Below are 17,147 nucleotides of genomic sequence, written 5' to 3'. Positions count from 1 at the left end.
AAATGGGAAATTTATCACAAACTTCTGCTCCGGTGTACGAGGCACTGGAGCGTTTTCGTAAAAAACGCGTTGTACCATTTGATGTACCAGGTCATAAGCGCGGTCGTGGCAACCCGGAGCTTCGCGAGCTGCTGGGAGAAAAATGCGTAAACCTGGATGTTAACTCTATGAAGCCTCTTGATAATCTCTGCCATCCTGTTTCGGTAATCCGTGACGCAGAGGAGCTGGCAGCAGAGGCCTTCGGTGCGGCACACGCATTCTTTATGGTAGGGGGTACGACCTCGTCCGTGCAAAGCATGGTCTTGTCCTCCTGTAAGGCAGGCGATAAAATTATCCTGCCGCGCAATGTACACAAAAGTGTGATTAACGCGCTCGTACTTAATGGCGCGATTCCGGTTTATATCAATCCGCAGGTTGACAGTAAGCTGGGGATTTCTCTGGGGATGGAGATCGGCGAGGTAGCTAAGGCAATTAAGGCAAATCCCGATGCTACGGCAGTGCTCGTAAACAATCCTACTTATTATGGTATCTGTTCGGATTTGCGTTCTATCGTCAAGCTGGCGCATGAGCATAACATGCTCTGCCTGGTGGACGAGGCGCACGGTACACATTTTTATTTCGGAAAAAATATGCCTGTTAATGCGATGGCGGCCGGTGCTGACATGGCATCTGTTTCTATGCATAAATCAGGTGGCAGTCTGACGCAGAGCAGTCTTTTGCTGACAGGGCCTAATGTCAACTGGGAGTATGTAAGCCAGATTATCAATCTGACGCAGACTACCAGTGCTTCGTATCTTCTGCTTTCCAGCCTGGATATTTCACGCCGTAACCTGTATATGCGCGGCGAGGCATCCTTCGGCAAGGTGCAGGAGATGGCGGAATATGCCCGTGAGGAAATCAATTCTATCGGCGGCTTCTATGCTTACGGACGCGAGCTGAAAAACGGCAGCAGTATTTATGATTTTGATGTTACCAAGCTTTCGGTCTATACGCGTGATATCGGTCTTGCAGGCATCGAGGTTTATGATTTGCTGCGCGATGAATATGATATCCAGATTGAGTTTGGTGATATAGCTAATATTCTGGCTTATATTTCTATCGGTGACCGTATTCAGGATATTGAACGACTTGTGGGTGCTTTGGCAGATATCAAGCGCCTGTATTCCAAGGATCCGTCGCAGATGCTCAATACCGAATATATCGCGCCTAAGGTTGTTGTTTCGCCGCAGAAGGCTTTTTATGCCAAGGACGAATCTTTGCCTATACGAGAAACTGCGGGACGCATCTGCAGTGAGTTTGTAATGTGCTACCCGCCGGGAATTCCTATTCTGGCACCGGGTGAGGTTATCACCAAGGATATTATCGATTATATTATTTATGCCAAGGAAAAGGGTTGCTCCATGCAGGGACCTGAGGATCCGGATGTTAATAATATCAATGTATTAGTATAAAGGACGTGATTAAATGGAGCTATGGTTTTCTGACTATCATACAGAAGATGTGAAGCTGGATATCAAAATCGAAAAGCAGCTTTTCGGTGCGGATACGGATTTCCAAAGAATAGACGTTTTTGAATCTAAGGAATTCGGTCGCTTTATCAGTTGTGACGGTACCATAGTCTTTTCGGAAAAGGACGAATTTGTTTATGACGAAATGATTGTCCATGTGCCTATGGCAGTGCATCCGCATGTGCGCAAGGTACTGGTAATCGGCGGCGGCGACGGCGGTGTAGCGCGCGAGCTGACGCATTATGATGAAATAGAGGAAATCGACGTAGTAGAAACAGACCATGTTTTTATTGATGTCTGTCGCGACTATTTTCCCGACAACGCCTGCGGTCTTGATGATCCGCGCGTAACTGTTTTCAACGCTAACGGTCTGCGCTTTTTGCGTACCAAGGTTGATGAATACGATTTGATTATCAGCGATGCTATCGATCCCTTAGGTCATGCAGCGGGCCTGTTTACCAAGGAATTCTACGGTAACTGCTTCCGTGCGCTCAAAGAGGACGGCATCATGGTTTATCAGCATGGCAGTCCCTTCTACGATGAGGACGAGGAAACCTGCCGCGCCATGCACCGTAAGGCCAGTCACAGCTTCCCCATCAGCCGTGTATATCAGGCGCATATTCCTACCTGTCCTTCCGGCTACTGGCTGTTCGGCTTCGCTTCCAAGAAGTATCATCCGCTGAAGGATTTTGATGCTAAGAAATGGCTGGAGCGTGGTATTAAAACATGGTATTATTCCGAGCATCTGCATAAGGGAGCGTTTATGCTGCCGAAGTATGTTGAAGATATGCTTGAGGAAGAAGAAAGATAATTTATTTAATTTATGAACAGGAGATGATTTGAATTATGAGTAAATTATTAGTAATCGGCTGCGGCGGTGTTGCCGGCGTAGCTATCGCAAAATGCTGCCAAAACAGTGATGTGTTCACCGAGCTGTGTATTGCCAGCCGTACGAAGTCCAAATGTGATGCAGTTAAAGAAAAGCTGCAGCCTACGACCTCTACTGTGATTACTACAGCACAGGTTGACGCTGACAGCAAGGAACAGCTTGTACAGCTGATTAATGCTTACCAGCCGGACGCAGTGCTGAATGTTGCTCTGCCTTATCAGGACCTGACTATTATGGATGCCTGCCTGGAATGCAAGGTTGATTACATTGATACCGCTAACTATGAGCCGGAAAACATTGACGATCCCGCATGGCGTGCAGTTTATGACAAGCGCTGCAAGGAAGAGGGCTTCTCTGCTTACTTCGATTATTCCTGGCAATGGGCTTATAAAGAAAAATTTGAGCAGGCCGGCATTATGGCTCTGCTCGGCACCGGCTTTGATCCCGGTGTTACCAGTGTTTTCTCTGCTTATGCACTGAAGCATTATTTTGATGAAATCGAAACTATTGATATTCTGGACTGCAACGGCGGCGACCACGGTTATCCGTTCGCTACCAACTTCAACCCCGAAATTAACCTGCGTGAGGTTTCTGCTCCCGGTTCCTATTGGGAAAACGGTCATTGGGTAGAAATCCCGGCAATGGCTATTAAACGCGAGTATGATTTCCCTGAGGTTGGCATGAAGGATATGTATCTGCTGCACCATGAGGAAATTGAATCTCTGGCTAAGAATATCCCTGGCGTAAAACGTATCCGCTTCTTCATGACCTTCGGCCAAAGCTATCTGACACATATGAAGTGCTTGGAGAACGTTGGCATGCTGTCTACCAAGCCGATTAACTATGAAGGCAAGGAAATCGTGCCTATTCAGTTCCTCAAAGCACTGCTGCCGGATCCTGCTTCCCTCGGTCCTCGCACCGTAGGCAAAACCAACATAGGCTGTATCTTCACCGGTACCAAAGATGGCAAGAAAAAGACCATTTATATTTATAATGTCTGCGACCATCAGGAATGCTACAAAGAGGTCGGCTCTCAGGCTATCAGCTACACCACCGGCGTTCCTGCAATGATCGGTACTGCTCTGGTTATTACCAAGCAATGGCAGGGCAAGGGCGTATTCAATGTGGAAGAATTCGATCCGGATCCGTACATGGATATGCTGAACAAGTTCGGCCTGCCGTGGGTTGTTGACGAAAACCCGGCTACGGTAGAATAAGATGACGGACGCTAAGGAAACTGTAATGCCGGCATATGTTGTCGACAAGGCTGAAGGGGCTTCCCGTTTGGCTGATTTGCAGAAGAATTTACGTGCAGAGCGTGAGGAGGCGGCGCTGAAGGCGCTGCCGACTCCCTGCTATGTGGTTGATGAGGCTAAGCTGCTGAATAATCTGCGTCTTTTGCAGCATGTGCAACGTGCAAGCGGTGCGCATATTCTGCTGGCGCAGAAATGCTTTTCTATGTTCCGCCTGTATCCGCTGATGGGCGAATATCTGGCAGGCACGACGGCAAGCGGCATTTATGAAGCGCGCCTCGGTCATGAGGAGATGGGTAAGGAGAACCATGTTTTTGCGCCTGCCTTTAAGGAGCAGGATATGCAGGAGCTGGTGCAAATCTGCGACCATATTATTTTCAACAGCTTTGCGCAGTTTGAAAAGCATAAGGCTGTTTGCACTCAGGCCGGTGTGAGCGTGGGTATCCGCGTGAACCCGGAATGCTCGACGCAGGAGGGCGAGCATGCAATTTATGATCCCTGTGCCTATGGCTCGCGCTTGGGCGTAACACTGGCGAACTTCCCGGAGGTTTTGCCGCCGGAAATCGAAGGTTTGCATTTCCATACGCTGTGTGAGCAGAATGCTGATGATCTGCTGACGACCTGGAAGGCCTTCGAAGCGAAGTTCAGCAAGTATTTTGCACAGCTTAAATGGCTGAATTTGGGCGGTGGTCATCATATTACGCGCAGTGATTATGATGTGGAAGCGCTGATTGATTTAGTGAAATATATTCGTAATACCTATCATGTTGAGGTATATCTGGAGCCCGGTGAGGCTGTGGCACTCAATGCCGGTTATCTTGTGACCGAGGTGCTGGATATTGTGCATAACGGTCTGGATATTCTTATCCTTGATGCATCGGCTGCCTGCCATATGCCTGACGTGCTGGAGATGCCTTACTGTCCGCCTCTGCGCGGCGGCTATGAGGCTGACGAAAAGCAATATAAATACCGTTTATCTTCGATGACCTGTCTGGCCGGTGATGTGATTGGCGATTACAGCTTTGACAAGGAAATCAAGGTTGGCGATAAGCTGATTTTTGAGGATATGGCGATTTATTCCATGGTTAAAAATAATACCTTTAACGGCATTCCGCTGCCTGATATTGTGCTGCTGCACAAGGACGGTACTACGGAGCTGGTGCGCCGTTTCGGTTATGAAGATTTTAAAGGACGTTTGTCATGATGTTAGAGAAAAGCTTTACTCCCGCTGCCGATGGCTTTCATATGCCCGGCGAATACGAACTGCACGACGGCTGCATTATCGTGTGGCCGCAGCGTCCCGGCTCCTGGAGCTTCGGCGCAGTGGCGGCCTGCGAAGCGTTTACGGCTGTGATTAAGGCGATTGCGGCGAGCGAAAAGGTTTATGTTATCTGCGGTGCTAAGCACTTTGCCGTGGCGCAGGAATATCTTGCGGGTGTCGCCAACGTTGAGCTGGTCGCTATGGAAACAGACGACAGCTGGGCGCGTGACATCGGTCCGACGTTTGTTGTGCGCGACGGTGCACAGGGACGTGAGCTGCGTGGTGTGAACTGGCGCTTTAACGCCTGGGGCGGCGAGGTAGACGGCCTGTATCCCGATTATGAGCAGGACGATGCTTTTGCGGAAAAGTTCGCGGAGCATTATGGAGCTGCGCTGTATGATGCTGTTCCCTTTGTGCTGGAAGGCGGTTCTATTCACTGTGATGGCGAGGGTACGGCATTGGTAACAGAAGCCTGCCTTTTGAGCGCAGGACGCAATCCTGACCTGTCTAAGGAGCAGATTGAGCAAAAGCTCAAGACTTACCTGGGCGTAGAGAAGGTTTTGTGGATTCCGCGCGGTATTTATAACGATGAAACAAACGAGCATGTAGATAATGTCTGTGCCTTTATCCGTCCGGGTGAGGTGGTGCTGGCGTGGACAGATAACGAAGCTGATCCGCAGTATGCTTTGAGCAAGGCAAGCCTGGATGCTTTGGAGCAGCTGACGGATGCCAAGGGGCGCAAGCTCATCGTGCATAAGCTGCCTGTGCCTGCGGTGCCGGTGTGCATCACAGAGGACGAGGTAGCAGGCTTCGACTTTGTTGAGGGTGAGGATATGCGCGAGGCCGGTGAACGTCTGGCGGCTTCGTATGTAAACTTTTATTTCAGTAATGACAGTGTTGTAGTGCCTGCCTTTGGCGGGGAGAATGCGGCCAGCGATGCGCTGGCTGCGGAAATTCTTGCCAAGCTCTGTCCGGAGCGTAAGGTAGTGCAGATACCGGCGCGGGCAATTTTGACCGGTGGCGGTAATATTCACTGCATTACACAGCAAATTCCGAAGGGAGTGTGCTTATGAGCAAGGTAAAGGTGGCAGCAGTGCAGATGCGCTGTGCGCCGACCGTAGAAGAAAATTTGCAGCACGCTGAAGCACTGGTGCGTGAAGCTGCAGCGAACGGTGCGCAGATTATTCTGCTGCCGGAGTTGTGGGAGCGTCCGTATTTCTGCCAGCAGCGTCGCTATGATTTCTATCAGTATGCACTGCCTACGGAAGAAAATCCTGCGGTGCAGATGGGTAAGCGTTTGGCGAAGGAGCTGAATATCGTTCTGCCTATCAGCTTCTTTGAGCGTGATGTCAACGAATTATATAATTCCATCGCCTGCATTGATGCCAACGGTGAGATTTTAGGTGTTTATCGCAAAACACATATTCCTGACGACCATTTTTATCAGGAAAAATTTTACTTTAAACCGGGTAACAGCGGCTTTACGGTTTTCAATACCAAGTATGGCCGTGTCGGTATCGGTATCTGCTGGGATCAGTGGTTCCCTGAGACAGCACGCTGCCTGGCGCTGAACGGAGCAGAGCTTTTGTTCTATCCTACGGCGATTGGCTCCGAGCCTATCTTAGACTGCGACAGCATGCCGCATTGGCGTCGTGTTATGCAAGGCCATAGCGCAGCTAACCTGATGCCTGTGGTAGCAGCAAACCGCATCGGTCTGGAAACTGTGGAGCCCTGCGAAGGCAATGCAGGCCAACAGTCCTCGCTGCTGTTTTACGGCTCTTCCTTCATGACCGATGGCACCGGCGAGCTTGTACAGGATGCATCGCGCGATAAGGAAGAAATTCTTTATGCGGAGTATGATCTGGCAGCTTTGGCTGAGGACAGACTGAGCTGGGGTCTGTTCCGCGACCGCAGACCGGAATGCTACGGTAAAATTGCCGGCAAGTAAATATTGAAGCTATAATAAAAAATCACAATCGGTTATATATGTAACCGGTTGTGATTTTTGCTTTATCCGATATTGAGCTCGTGCTTGAGAGCATCCTGTAAAATTTTGGAGAAGTTAAGCTTCTTGGCAATCGCCGCATCATTTAACCATTTAGGGATGGTGAGAGTTTTTTTGACTGCTTTGGTAAAGTGCTCTTTGGCATATGCTTCTACATCAACACTTACTATATTAACAAAGGCTTCTGCGTAATCGCTATATTCTTCGTTAACGTCAATAGTGTTTAATTCAGATGGTTCCGGAACAGCTTCATTGCTGAGCTTTGCTTCGTAAAGAAAGCCGGCAAGGCAGTCTGTTGCCATTTTCATAGCATCTTGTAAATCCGTACCACAGGTTGCCAGGTGGTTAAGGTCTGGGAAAATTACGGTGTATTGTCCGTCTTTTTCTTTATAAAAGCACGCAGGATACATTGATAACATAAAATCACCCTTTCTGAAAATCTAAACCGGCTTGTTTGAAAATAGCTTTAACTGTGCCTATGGGAATATCTCCCTTATGGTTAGGAACAGTTACTTTATTAGGCTGGCGTGGATGTACGTAATAAAAGTGGGAGCCTCTGGTCGAATATAATGTCCAACCGGCTTTTTTTAGTAGCTTTTCCAGTTCTTTAAATTTCATGATATTGCTCCTTTCATAATTTTATCATTTAACACGTATAAAAACAATACGTATTGATGATGCTATTAAAAAAGGAGTATTGCAGATGGTACTACAATACTCCTAAGAGAACGACAACAGTATTAAATTTGTATGTTAGACTTATTATATCATAGAAAATATGGTTAGAGGTATATTTGCAAAAATTTCATAAGATGTTTGGATTAATGATGATAAAATTTTGACTATCTCATCCTCCTGCTTTGTCATCAGGCAGATACATAATGGTTATGCTGTAAATAATGATGGTGCAGACTGCCAGACAGATAGCTATTATTGTGAACAGCTTCAGCCAGGGAATTTCCTGCTGCAGATATTTGCGGCAGTAGCGCCAGAAGCAGGTGATGGTGAAGATGTTGAAGATGCTGCCTAAAATAAGCATAGTCCAGACGCTTTTGGCGAGCGGCAGATAGGATAGGCTGAGGTTAATCGCCGCAAGCACAGGCATAGCGGTCATGGTGTTGTAGATTTTGCCGTCTGCTATGGCAAAGCTGGCGGTGAGAACGACGCTGCCTAAAATCAGCGGCAGCAATGAGGCAAAAAGCAGCTGTGTACTGCTAAAATTATATTGCTGTAGCCTGTTGCGCCAAAGAAAGCGCCCGAAAAGCTTATAGAGGATTAAGGCATAAAGTGTTATCAGAATGCCGCTGGCAAGTGTATCCATGCCGCCGAAGCCAATGAAAGCAACAAGAAAATGAATTACAAAAAATCCTAATGCCCCCAAAAAGAAGAAGAGCTGGTTATAAAGCCAGTACCAAAAGGCTAATGGCAGAAAAGTACGCATGGCAGAACCTCCTTACATAATGTATTCAGCAAATTTATTGGTCACTTTTATTATAATATGATTGATAGGAAAATGCTATGCTTTTGCTTCGTTGAGTAAAATTAGCTTGAATTTTTGCTGAGAATATAAAAAGTCCGATTCGTCTGTGCTGACAAATCGGACTTTCTTATTTGGCTGATTTTTTAGGCTTTACAATTATTCCTCAACGTAGTTGGTGGCTTTATCATAAAGTTCAGCAACATCCTTGGAAGGACCGCCGCTGAGCAGGGAAACAATGACGCCTGCTACAAGGCTGGCAAAAAAGCCGGGGATAATTTCGTAGATGCCGGTGGAGGCTGCCATAGTCAGGTACCAGCCGATATCGACAACAGCACCGACGATGATGCAGGCTACCGCACCCTGGAAGGTGAAGCCGCGCCAGAAAAGGCTGAGCATGATAGCAGAACCGAAGGCTGCACCGAATACGCCCCAGGCGTTGGCAACAAGCTCCATAATGCTGCCTGCACGCGGAGAATCGGCAATAAGCAGAGCAACGAAGGAGATAACGAGTACGACGATGCGGCCTGCCCAAAGCATTTCCTTGTCACCGGACTGGTATTTACGGATTACAGGCTTATAAACGTCGCTGGCAAAGGCAGAAGCGGAAGCGAGCAGCTGACTGGAAGCAGTACTCATGGAAGCTGCCAATACGCCGGAGAGCAGGATACCGCTCATCAGAGCCGGGAAAATGCTGCGAACCATGGCGATGAATACCAGAGAGTTTTGGTTGATGTTTTCATCCATGCCCAGATACATACGGCCTACTACGCCTACCATGGTAGCGAAGAAGCAGATGAGGGCGGTCCAGCTGATAGCGATAACAGCGGATTTCTTCATTTCCTTCTGGGATTTGAGGGACATGAAGCGGATGATGATATGCGGCATACCGAAGTAGCCCAGACCCCAGCCGAAGCCGGAGATAATATCAGAGGTTTTGGCAACCGGATTCCAGTAATCGGGCGGAATGCCGGCAACAGCCTGCGGATTGATTAAGGATACTGCGAAGATAGGTGCAATCAGCAGAGAACCTAAAATCATCAGGCCTTGATAGAAGTCGGTCCAGCAAACAGCGGAAAAACCGCCTAAGAAGGTATAGCCGATGATGATAAAGGCTGCCACATACATGGTGTAGGTCTGATCAATGCCGATAACGGTGTTGAACAAAGTACCGCAAGCCTTGATGCTGGAAGCGGAATAAATAGTGTAGGCAATGAGAAAGACGATTGCACAGATTACCTGCAACACGTGGGACTTAGATAAAAAGCGGTTGCTGAGGTACTGCGGAATAGTGATGGCATCGTTGGCCACAATGGAAAAACGACGCAGGCGCGGAGCCTGAAAAATCCAGCTTAAGGAATAGCCGGTGAGCAGGCCGATACTGATCCAGGCCTGACCGAGGCCGAGAGCGTAGATAGATGTCGGCAAGCCCATGAGCACCCAGGCGCTCATATCAGAAGCACCGGCAGAAAGAGCGGTTACCCACGGTCCCATCTGACGGCCGCCGAGAAAGTAGGTTTTTTCACCACCCTGACGATTTTTATAGAAGAACCAGATGCCGATTGATAGCATGAACAACAGGTAGATAATGAATACTACCATTTCTGTATAATTCACAAACACCCCTCCAAAATTTAAGAATAGATAACATTATTATACACTTAATCTTTGTGCTACTGCAAGCAAATAATAAAAATAAAGTGCTTAATCTGCGGCGGACAGTGTTTTGAGGACTAATCCGAACACTGCTTGCTGCTGATTAAGCACTGAAAGTTTACCATGTGAAATATGTATAAGCTGTAAAGAGAGTCAGAATGATGATTTCGCAAAGCAGGACCGGCTTAAGCGTTTTGAAAAAATTGGCTTTAAAATAATCGACTGTGATAACAAGACACATATGCGTCGGTGTGAGCATCTGTCCGGCAATACCGAAGGCCATGGCAACGCCGGCCAGGTTCAGGCTGCCTGTCTGCATAGCGGCGACGATAGGCATGACAATGGCCACGTGTCCCTGCGACATACCGGTGAGAACGCCGATGATGAAGCTGACGCAGGCGATGATGACAGGCACCGGCAGCGGTGAGCTTTGAAAGGCAGCAACGATTTCCTGCAGCACATGGGTGACGGTCAAGATTTGAATGAAGTAGAGGATGCAGAGCACATTGAGAAACATTTTGATATCTAGCGCACCGATGACAACATCCTTGAGGCCGACCTCGCGTTTAGTAAAGCGAAGTACCAGAAACAGGCAGGCTGTGACCAGGCCCATGCCGGCGGAGGCATTAAAGCCGCAGAATACTACGAGAATAAAGGTGATAATGACAGGCGAAAGCGCCAGCCATAAATCCTGTGTACCCTGACTATCATTATTAATTTTTTCGGTATAACTGTTTTCCGCTTTGATGGGGCGGATGAGAACAAACCAGCCTGCGGAGAAGGCCAGTACGGTAAGCCAGGCCAGATGCAGGATGAATTCACTGTAGCTGACACCGGCAATGTTGCAGGCCATTATCATACCGGGGATAATCGGGCTGGAAAATTCAAAGATATGGCGGAACCAGAAATTGATGGCAGCTTTATGCTCCTGTTCGATAGGCAGATTTTTGCTGGCTTCCTCTACAATAGGTGCAGAAAAGCGCGCGCCGCCCAATGACGGCAGCAGTCCTAAGAAGGCAGGCATCACGGCCAGGGTTACCTTAGCGCTGGAAAAGATGCGTTGCAGCGCCTGCACCATACCGGCCAGTGCACCGCTGGTGCGCAGCTCGATTTCCAGGCACATGACAAAATAGAGGGCAAAAAGAATATCATAGGTGCGCGGCATTGTTAATGTTTCGCGTAATGCCTGCACCAGATACGGCAGCTCCGGTGCTTTCATCAGCCAGATAAAAATACCGCTGGTGAGCATACAGGGGCCGATGGGAATGTGACGACGCAGCATGAGGATAATCATGAGCATGGCGATTGTAAGCAGAAGAAATATATTCATAAACAGTTTTTCCTTTCGGTTGCGTAATTGTTGGCAAGTACCAAGTAATTGCTGATGATGTTTATTTATTATACACCCTGCTACAAAAAAATCATAATAAAACTGTAAAAAATCTTAGTATGGGATGCAAATAATGCTATAATGTAAGCAGAGATACAGAAACGGAGGTCAGATTATGCAGATAGAAAGATTAAGGCTGAAGAATTTCCGTTGTTACGATGAGCTTGATATTGATTTTGAACCTAGGCTGACAGTTATTGTAGGTGAAAACGGCAAGGGAAAGACGGCGATTTTTGATGCGCTGGCAATTGCTCTGGAGCCCTATCTGCGCAGCTTTGATGCCAGTGGCCGGCAAATTACTCCCCAGGATGTACGGCGTGTGCCTGTTTATAAAAAGGATATGCGTCATATTGATGGCATGGAATGCCATTATCCGGTAGAAATTAAGCTGGAGGGTGAGGTTTACGGCAAAAAGCTTACCTGTACCCGCCGCCTGCTGGAGTGTAATGTGCCTGAGGATGATGCTGATGAGCTGTGCGAACGTGGCTGTGCATTGGCGCACGATGCCAAGGAGAACGGCAACAGGCTGCTGCCGGTGCTGGCCTATTACGGTACTCAGCGCATTTGGGTAGACAGCAAGCTGATGACAAATTTTCATAAATCGCTGATGGAACGCAATGTAGGCTACGAGGAATGTCTGGAGCCGTCTTCTTCCTACAGCACCTTCGGAAAATGGTTTGAGTACGTTACCAAGTGTGCGCAGTCAGAGCAGCAGTACAGCGCAGAGGTGAAGCGCAATGTGATGCTGAAGAATGCGATTCAGAACGCTGTAGACGTGTGTCTGGAAAGTACCGGCCTGCGTGATTTGTATTATAATTATCGCCTGAAATGCTTTGTTGTCAGTCATCCCGATATGGGTGAAATGGTGGTAGATGAATTGAGCGACGGCTTCCGCAGTATTATCAGCATGGTGGCTGACCTGGCCTATCGCATGGCGCGTCTGAATCCGCAGCTGCGTGAGGATGCGGTAACCAAGACACCGGGACTTGTATTGATTGATGAGGTAGAAATGCATCTGCACCCGCTGTGGCAGCAGACGGTACTGCTGGATTTACAGAAAACCTTCCCGATGGTGCAGTTTGTGGTGACTACGCATAGTGCGCAGGTGCTTAGCAGCGTGCCGGCAGAGAGCATACGTGTATTGGCTTGGGGCAAGCAGTTCGAAGGCGTGCGCCACGTAGATTTTTCCTTGGGCGCCAACAGCTATCAGCTGCTGCAGGATATCCAGAATGTGAGCCCACGTCCGCAAGCTCTGCCGATTGTGCAGGATTTAAAGCGTTATCTGCAGCTGGTGAGCGAGGATGCCTGGGATACGCCGGAGGCGCTGGAGCTGCGCAAAAAGCTGGATAAATGGTCCAAGGGCAAGGAGCCTGCTCTGCTGCGTGCGGATATGGATATCCGTATGCGTCAGTTCCGCAGGAGGCGCTCATGAAACGTGTTTATAAAAGCAAGGAAGAACCTGAGCTTCTCAGGCAGTACAGGCTGCATAATCCCGAGGAAACCTGGGAGCATTTCCGCCGTCGCTGCCGCAAGGGCTATAAACAGGTGCGGGAAGCAATTTTGCGCGATCAGCACGGCCTTTGCGCCTATTGTGAGGTCGGCATTAAGCTGGCGGAGGAGGAAGGCGAGGTTGATGACTTCCGCGTGGAGCATTTTTATCCGAAAAATGCTACGCAGGAGCATGGGCACAACTATCATCTGGATTGGCGCAATCTGTTGGGCGTGTGTCACGGCGGCAGTCAGCCTTATGTGCCTGATCCCGAGTGGCGCTATTCCAGCCAGAAGCGTGACCGCAGCTGCGATGTGCCCAAGGGTGGGCGTGAAATTACAAACTATATCCTCAATCCGCTGAAGATTCCCGGAAAAATCCGTCTGTTCCGTTATGCGGAGCATAGCGGGCGGATGTATGTAGACGAAGACACCTGCCCCAAAGATTTGCAGGGTAAGGCGCGCAGTACCATCCGCGAGCTGAACTTGAACGCGCCACGTCTGATGCGCATGCGCCGTGAGGTAATTCATACATTGGAGGACCAGATAAGTGATGAGCTTAGTAAGGGCCGAGAGTTGGATGAAGTGTTGGAAATGCTGGCAACCATCTGTCTGGTGCCTGATTATAATGGTGTGACGCTGCCGTTCTTTTCCGTTATCCGTTGGTATCTTGGCGAGGCGGCGGAAGAAGTTATCCGTTCGAGCGGAGCAAAGCTGTAGCGTTTAAATCCTGTTTGCGATGCAGGCAGGATTTTTTTCGTCCATGAAGAATAATATAAAATGGTTCTTGAAGCATGAAATTTTGATAAATACACTATAAAAAAGGAGAATAGACAAATGCAAGTTACGAACAAGGCTTTTAAGGCTTACGATGTACGTGGCGTTTACCCTACAGAGGTTAATGAGGAAATGGCTTACCGTATGGGACGAATTTTTTCGGCAATGTTCGCTGCGGAAACTGTTGTTGTCGGCCATGATATCCGCTTGAGCGGCAGAGCACTGGTGGATGCGCTGACGGAGGGACTGCGCCATGGCGGTACCAAGGTTATTGATATCGGCCAGTGTGGTACAGAAATGATTTATTTTGCTACCGCGCATCTGAAAGCAGATGGCGGTATTATGGTTACTGCCAGCCATAATCCTAAGGAATACAATGGCATGAAGCTGGTGCGTCGTGATGCGCGTCCTGTTTCCAGCGATACTGGTCTGAAGGAAATTGGTGAGATGGTTGCTACTACAAAGCCGTTTGCACATCAGGTGGTAGCAGGCAAGACTATGGGTGCCTTGGAGCAGCTGGATATTATGCCTGCTTATATTGAGCATTTGCTGACTTACGTTGATACGAGTGTGCTCAAACCGATGAAGATTGTTGCTAACCCCGGCAATGGTGGTGCTGGCCCGATTTTGAAGGAGCTGGCTAAGCATTTGCCGTTTGAGTTTATTACGCTGAACGAAACGCCTGACGGCACCTTCCCCAATGGTGTGCCTAACCCGCTGCTGCTGCCAAATCGTGAGGCTACGGCCAAGGTTGTGCGCGAGAGTGGTGCTGATCTGGGTATTGCCTGGGATGGTGATTTCGACCGCTGCTTCCTTTTTGACGAGAAGGCAGATTTTATCGAAGGCTATTACATTGTCGGCCTGCTGGCGGAGGTTTTCCTGCACAAGGAGCCGGGTGCGAAGATTATGTTCGACCCGCGCCTGACCTGGAATACGGAAGCTATTTTGCAGCGTGACGGCGGTGTGCCTGTGCGCTGCAAGAGCGGCCATGCCTTTATGAAGGAATGCATGCGCAACAATGACGTGCTGTACGGCGGCGAGATGAGTGCGCATCATTATTTCCGCGATTTCTCCTGCTGCGACAGCGGTATGATTCCATGGTTGCTGGTTACCGAGCTGATGTGCCGCAGCGGCAAAAAGCTCAGCGAGCTGGTAGGCGAGCGCGTTGATATGTATCCCTGCAGCGGTGAAATCAACCGCAAGGTGGCAGATTCCGCAGCGGTACTGGCAGAGCTGGGCAAAAAATATGCTGATGGCGAGCAGGACCATCTGGACGGCCTGAGCGTTGCCTATGAAAACTGGCGCTTTAATGTGCGTGTATCCAATACAGAGCCTGTAATGCGCTTGAACGTAGAAACTAAGGGTGACAAGGAGCTGCTGGCGGCTAAGACTGCAGAGCTTTTGGAAGTAATCGGCGGCGAGGAAGCCTGATTTTAGATGCTTCCCGTAAAGCACCGCTTGCTGAGTCACTATGATTTATAAATTAAGTATATACAAGGAGAAAAGATAAAATGTTTAAACCTGTGCGTAAAGCTGTTATTCCGGCAGCAGGCCTGGGCACACGCTTCCTGCCTGCAACCAAAGCAACTCCGAAGGAGATGCTGCCTATTGTTGATAAACCGACCATTCAATATATTATCGAAGAAGCTCTTGCTTCCGGCATTGAGGATATCCTGATTATTACCGGCCGCAGCAAGCGTGCCATCGAGGACCATTTCGACCGCAGCATCGAGCTTGAGCTGAACCTGGAGGCCAGCGGCAAAACCAAGGAGCTGGAGCTGGTACGCAAAATTTCCGATATTCGCATTCACTATATCCGCCAAAAGGAACCGCGCGGACTTGGTCATGCTATTTTGTGCGCTAAGCATTTTGTGGGCGATGAACCTTTTGCCGTACTGCTGGGCGATGATGTTGTTGACAGTCAGGTGCCTGCACTGAAGCAGCTGATTGATGTTTACGATAAAACAGGTGCCAGCGTTTTAGGTGTGCAGGAGGTGCCGTTGGAGAAGGTTTCTGCCTATGGTATCGTTGCCGGTGAACCTACTGATGAAGCACGCACCTGCAAGGTAAACGATATGGTAGAAAAGCCTGCGGTAGAGGAAGCACCCTCTCGTCTGGCAGTTTTGGGCCGTTATGTAATTACACCGGAAATTTTCCCGATTCTGGAGCAAACTCAGCCCGGTCGTGGTAATGAAATCCAGCTTACCGATGCGCTTAAGGTATTGGCCAAGGAGCAGCCGATGTATGCTTATGATTTTGTAGGCCGTCGCTATGACGTAGGCGATAAGCAGGGCTTCCTGGAGGCAACCGTAGAAATGGCGCTGAAGCGTCCTGAGCTGCGTGACAAGTTCCTGACCTATCTGCAGGGAATCGTGGCAAAGGAGAGCAAATAATTAATGAATATCCTTGTTACCGGCGGAGCAGGTTATATTGGCTCCCATGTAGTGGAGGAGCTGCAAAAGAGCGGCTTTACTCCTATTGTTTATGATAATTTTTCTACCGGCCATGAGGCGGCAGTGCCTGACGAGGTACAGCTGGTAGAAGGCGATATCCATGATGTACGCTTTGCCAAGCACATTATAGAGCAGTTTAAAATTGATGCGGTAATTCATTTTGCTGCCAGCAGTCTGGTAGGTGAATCTATGACCGACCCGGCGAAATATTATTTTAATAATGTTGAAGGCAGCCTGCATCTTTTAGAGGCTATGCGTGGTGCCGGTGTGGACCGCATGGTATTTTCTTCTACCGCAGCTGTTTACGGTGAGCCGGAAGCAGTGCCTATTACCGAGGACAGCCGTCTGGCACCGACCAACGTTTACGGCCGTACCAAGCTGGCGATTGAAGGCATGCTGGCAGATTATGACCATGCCTATGATATGCGTTATGTAGCTTTGCGTTATTTTAACGCTGCCGGTGCTTCTCCGACGCGCGATATTGGCGAGGACCACAGCCCGGAAAGCCATCTGATTCCGCTGATTCTGAAAACGGCGCAGGGCGTGCGCAAGCAGGTTTCTATCTTCGGTACCGATTATCCGACGGCTGATGGTACCTGTGTGCGTGATTATATTCATGTCTGCGATTTGGCGAAGGCGCATGTGCTGGCACTCAAACATCTTTTGAGCGGCGGCAGCAGCCGTGTGTATAATCTGGGCAGTGAAAACGGCTTCAGTGTGCGCCAGATGATTGACAGTGCCAAAAAGGTTACCGGTGTTGACTTCCCCGTTGTGGAGGAGGAGCGTCGTGCCGGTGATCCCGCAGTGCTCATTGCTTCTTCGGCTAAAATTCGTGAGGAGCTGGGCTGGGAGCCGCAGCACAGCAGTGTAGATGAGGTTATCAGCACTGCGTGGAAGTGGCATAAGGGCCATCCGCATGGCTATTGTGGCTAAAAGTAAATAAGTGCATACTAAAAAACCGGTTTCCCAGGCTTTTAAGCCGATAGGGAA

At 49.0% G+C, this 17,147-nt stretch carries 16 protein-coding genes; 11 read left to right on the top strand and 5 right to left on the bottom strand.

Annotated elements, in window-relative coordinates:
* Positions 1-2: 2 nt before the first annotated feature.
* Genes KAH19_RS03280 through aguB form a run of 6 tightly spaced genes read left to right on the top strand, consistent with a single transcriptional unit; the run spans position 3 to position 6,859 of the window.
* Entirely contained in the window at positions 3-1,451 is a 1,449-nt protein-coding gene (locus tag KAH19_RS03280; RefSeq protein WP_021720419.1) for an aminotransferase class I/II-fold pyridoxal phosphate-dependent enzyme, read from the top strand.
* A gap of 13 nt (positions 1,452-1,464) precedes the next feature.
* Complete coding sequence (gene speE, locus KAH19_RS03275; protein ID WP_009144908.1) at positions 1,465-2,319, top strand: polyamine aminopropyltransferase; 855 nt, start codon at positions 1,465-1,467, stop codon at positions 2,317-2,319.
* 35 nt (positions 2,320-2,354) lie between these two features.
* Positions 2,355-3,614 (top strand): saccharopine dehydrogenase family protein, encoded by a 1,260-nt coding sequence (locus KAH19_RS03270; protein ID WP_210685084.1) that lies wholly within the window; start codon positions 2,355-2,357, stop codon positions 3,612-3,614.
* 1 nt (position 3,615) lies between these two features.
* Complete coding sequence (nspC, locus tag KAH19_RS03265; protein WP_210685083.1) at positions 3,616-4,854, top strand: carboxynorspermidine decarboxylase; 1,239 nt, start codon at positions 3,616-3,618, stop codon at positions 4,852-4,854.
* Positions 4,851-5,984, top strand: a complete 1,134-nt coding sequence (gene aguA / locus KAH19_RS03260) for an agmatine deiminase (RefSeq protein ID WP_210685082.1) — start codon at positions 4,851-4,853, stop codon at positions 5,982-5,984. Before nspC ends, aguA begins: the two co-directional genes overlap by 4 nt.
* Positions 5,981-6,859, top strand: coding sequence for an N-carbamoylputrescine amidase (aguB, locus tag KAH19_RS03255; protein ID WP_210685081.1), 879 nt, complete (start codon positions 5,981-5,983; stop codon positions 6,857-6,859). Before aguA ends, aguB begins: the two co-directional genes overlap by 4 nt.
* 62 nt (positions 6,860-6,921) lie before the next feature.
* On the opposite strand, the gene KAH19_RS03250 is transcribed toward aguB, so the two are convergent.
* The 5 genes from KAH19_RS03250 to KAH19_RS03230 form a co-directional block, all read right to left on the bottom strand.
* Positions 6,922-7,335, bottom strand: a complete 414-nt coding sequence (locus tag KAH19_RS03250) for a type II toxin-antitoxin system HicB family antitoxin (protein WP_246869418.1) — start codon at positions 7,333-7,335, stop codon at positions 6,922-6,924.
* A 4-nt stretch (positions 7,336-7,339) separates the two neighbouring features.
* On the bottom strand, positions 7,340-7,534 hold the full coding sequence (locus tag KAH19_RS03245) for a type II toxin-antitoxin system HicA family toxin (RefSeq protein WP_009144914.1): 195 nt from the start codon (positions 7,532-7,534) through the stop codon (positions 7,340-7,342).
* Positions 7,535-7,763: 229 nt separating this feature from the next.
* Entirely contained in the window at positions 7,764-8,357 is a 594-nt protein-coding gene (locus KAH19_RS03240; protein WP_210685080.1) for a hypothetical protein, read from the bottom strand.
* A gap of 195 nt (positions 8,358-8,552) precedes the next feature.
* Positions 8,553-10,010 (bottom strand): sodium/proline symporter, encoded by a 1,458-nt coding sequence (locus tag KAH19_RS03235; RefSeq protein WP_246869417.1) that lies wholly within the window; start codon positions 10,008-10,010, stop codon positions 8,553-8,555.
* A 157-nt stretch (positions 10,011-10,167) separates the two neighbouring features.
* Positions 10,168-11,379, bottom strand: coding sequence for a DUF401 family protein (locus KAH19_RS03230; RefSeq protein ID WP_210685079.1), 1,212 nt, complete (start codon positions 11,377-11,379; stop codon positions 10,168-10,170).
* A 175-nt stretch (positions 11,380-11,554) separates the two neighbouring features.
* On the opposite strand from KAH19_RS03230, the gene KAH19_RS03225 reads away from it, so the two are divergent.
* The 5 genes from KAH19_RS03225 (at position 11,555) to galE (ending at position 17,090) form a co-directional block, all read left to right on the top strand.
* The gene (locus tag KAH19_RS03225; protein WP_210685078.1) at positions 11,555-12,871 is read left to right on the top strand and encodes an AAA family ATPase; all 1,317 of its coding nucleotides are present in this window, start codon (positions 11,555-11,557) and stop codon (positions 12,869-12,871) included.
* Positions 12,868-13,647, top strand: a complete 780-nt coding sequence (locus KAH19_RS03220) for a retron system putative HNH endonuclease (protein ID WP_210685077.1) — start codon at positions 12,868-12,870, stop codon at positions 13,645-13,647. The genes KAH19_RS03225 and KAH19_RS03220 overlap by 4 nt, the downstream gene beginning before the upstream one ends.
* A 117-nt stretch (positions 13,648-13,764) precedes the next feature.
* On the top strand, positions 13,765-15,135 hold the full coding sequence (locus KAH19_RS03215) for a phosphomannomutase (protein ID WP_210685076.1): 1,371 nt from the start codon (positions 13,765-13,767) through the stop codon (positions 15,133-15,135).
* Positions 15,136-15,215: 80 nt separating this feature from the next.
* Positions 15,216-16,097 (top strand): UTP--glucose-1-phosphate uridylyltransferase GalU, encoded by an 882-nt coding sequence (gene galU / locus KAH19_RS03210; RefSeq protein WP_210685075.1) that lies wholly within the window; start codon positions 15,216-15,218, stop codon positions 16,095-16,097.
* A 3-nt stretch (positions 16,098-16,100) separates the two neighbouring features.
* Positions 16,101-17,090 carry a UDP-glucose 4-epimerase GalE gene (gene galE, locus KAH19_RS03205; protein WP_210685074.1) on the top strand — a complete coding sequence of 330 codons (990 nt, stop codon included), beginning with the start codon at positions 16,101-16,103 and terminating at the stop codon, positions 17,088-17,090.
* Positions 17,091-17,147 lie beyond the last annotated feature (57 nt).

The organism is Phascolarctobacterium sp. Marseille-Q4147 (assembly GCF_017968825.1).
GTDB lineage: Bacteria > Bacillota > Negativicutes > Acidaminococcales > Acidaminococcaceae > Phascolarctobacterium_A.
The sequence above is the reverse complement of the archived record's forward strand: the minus strand, read 5'-3'. Positions and strand labels throughout refer to the sequence as shown.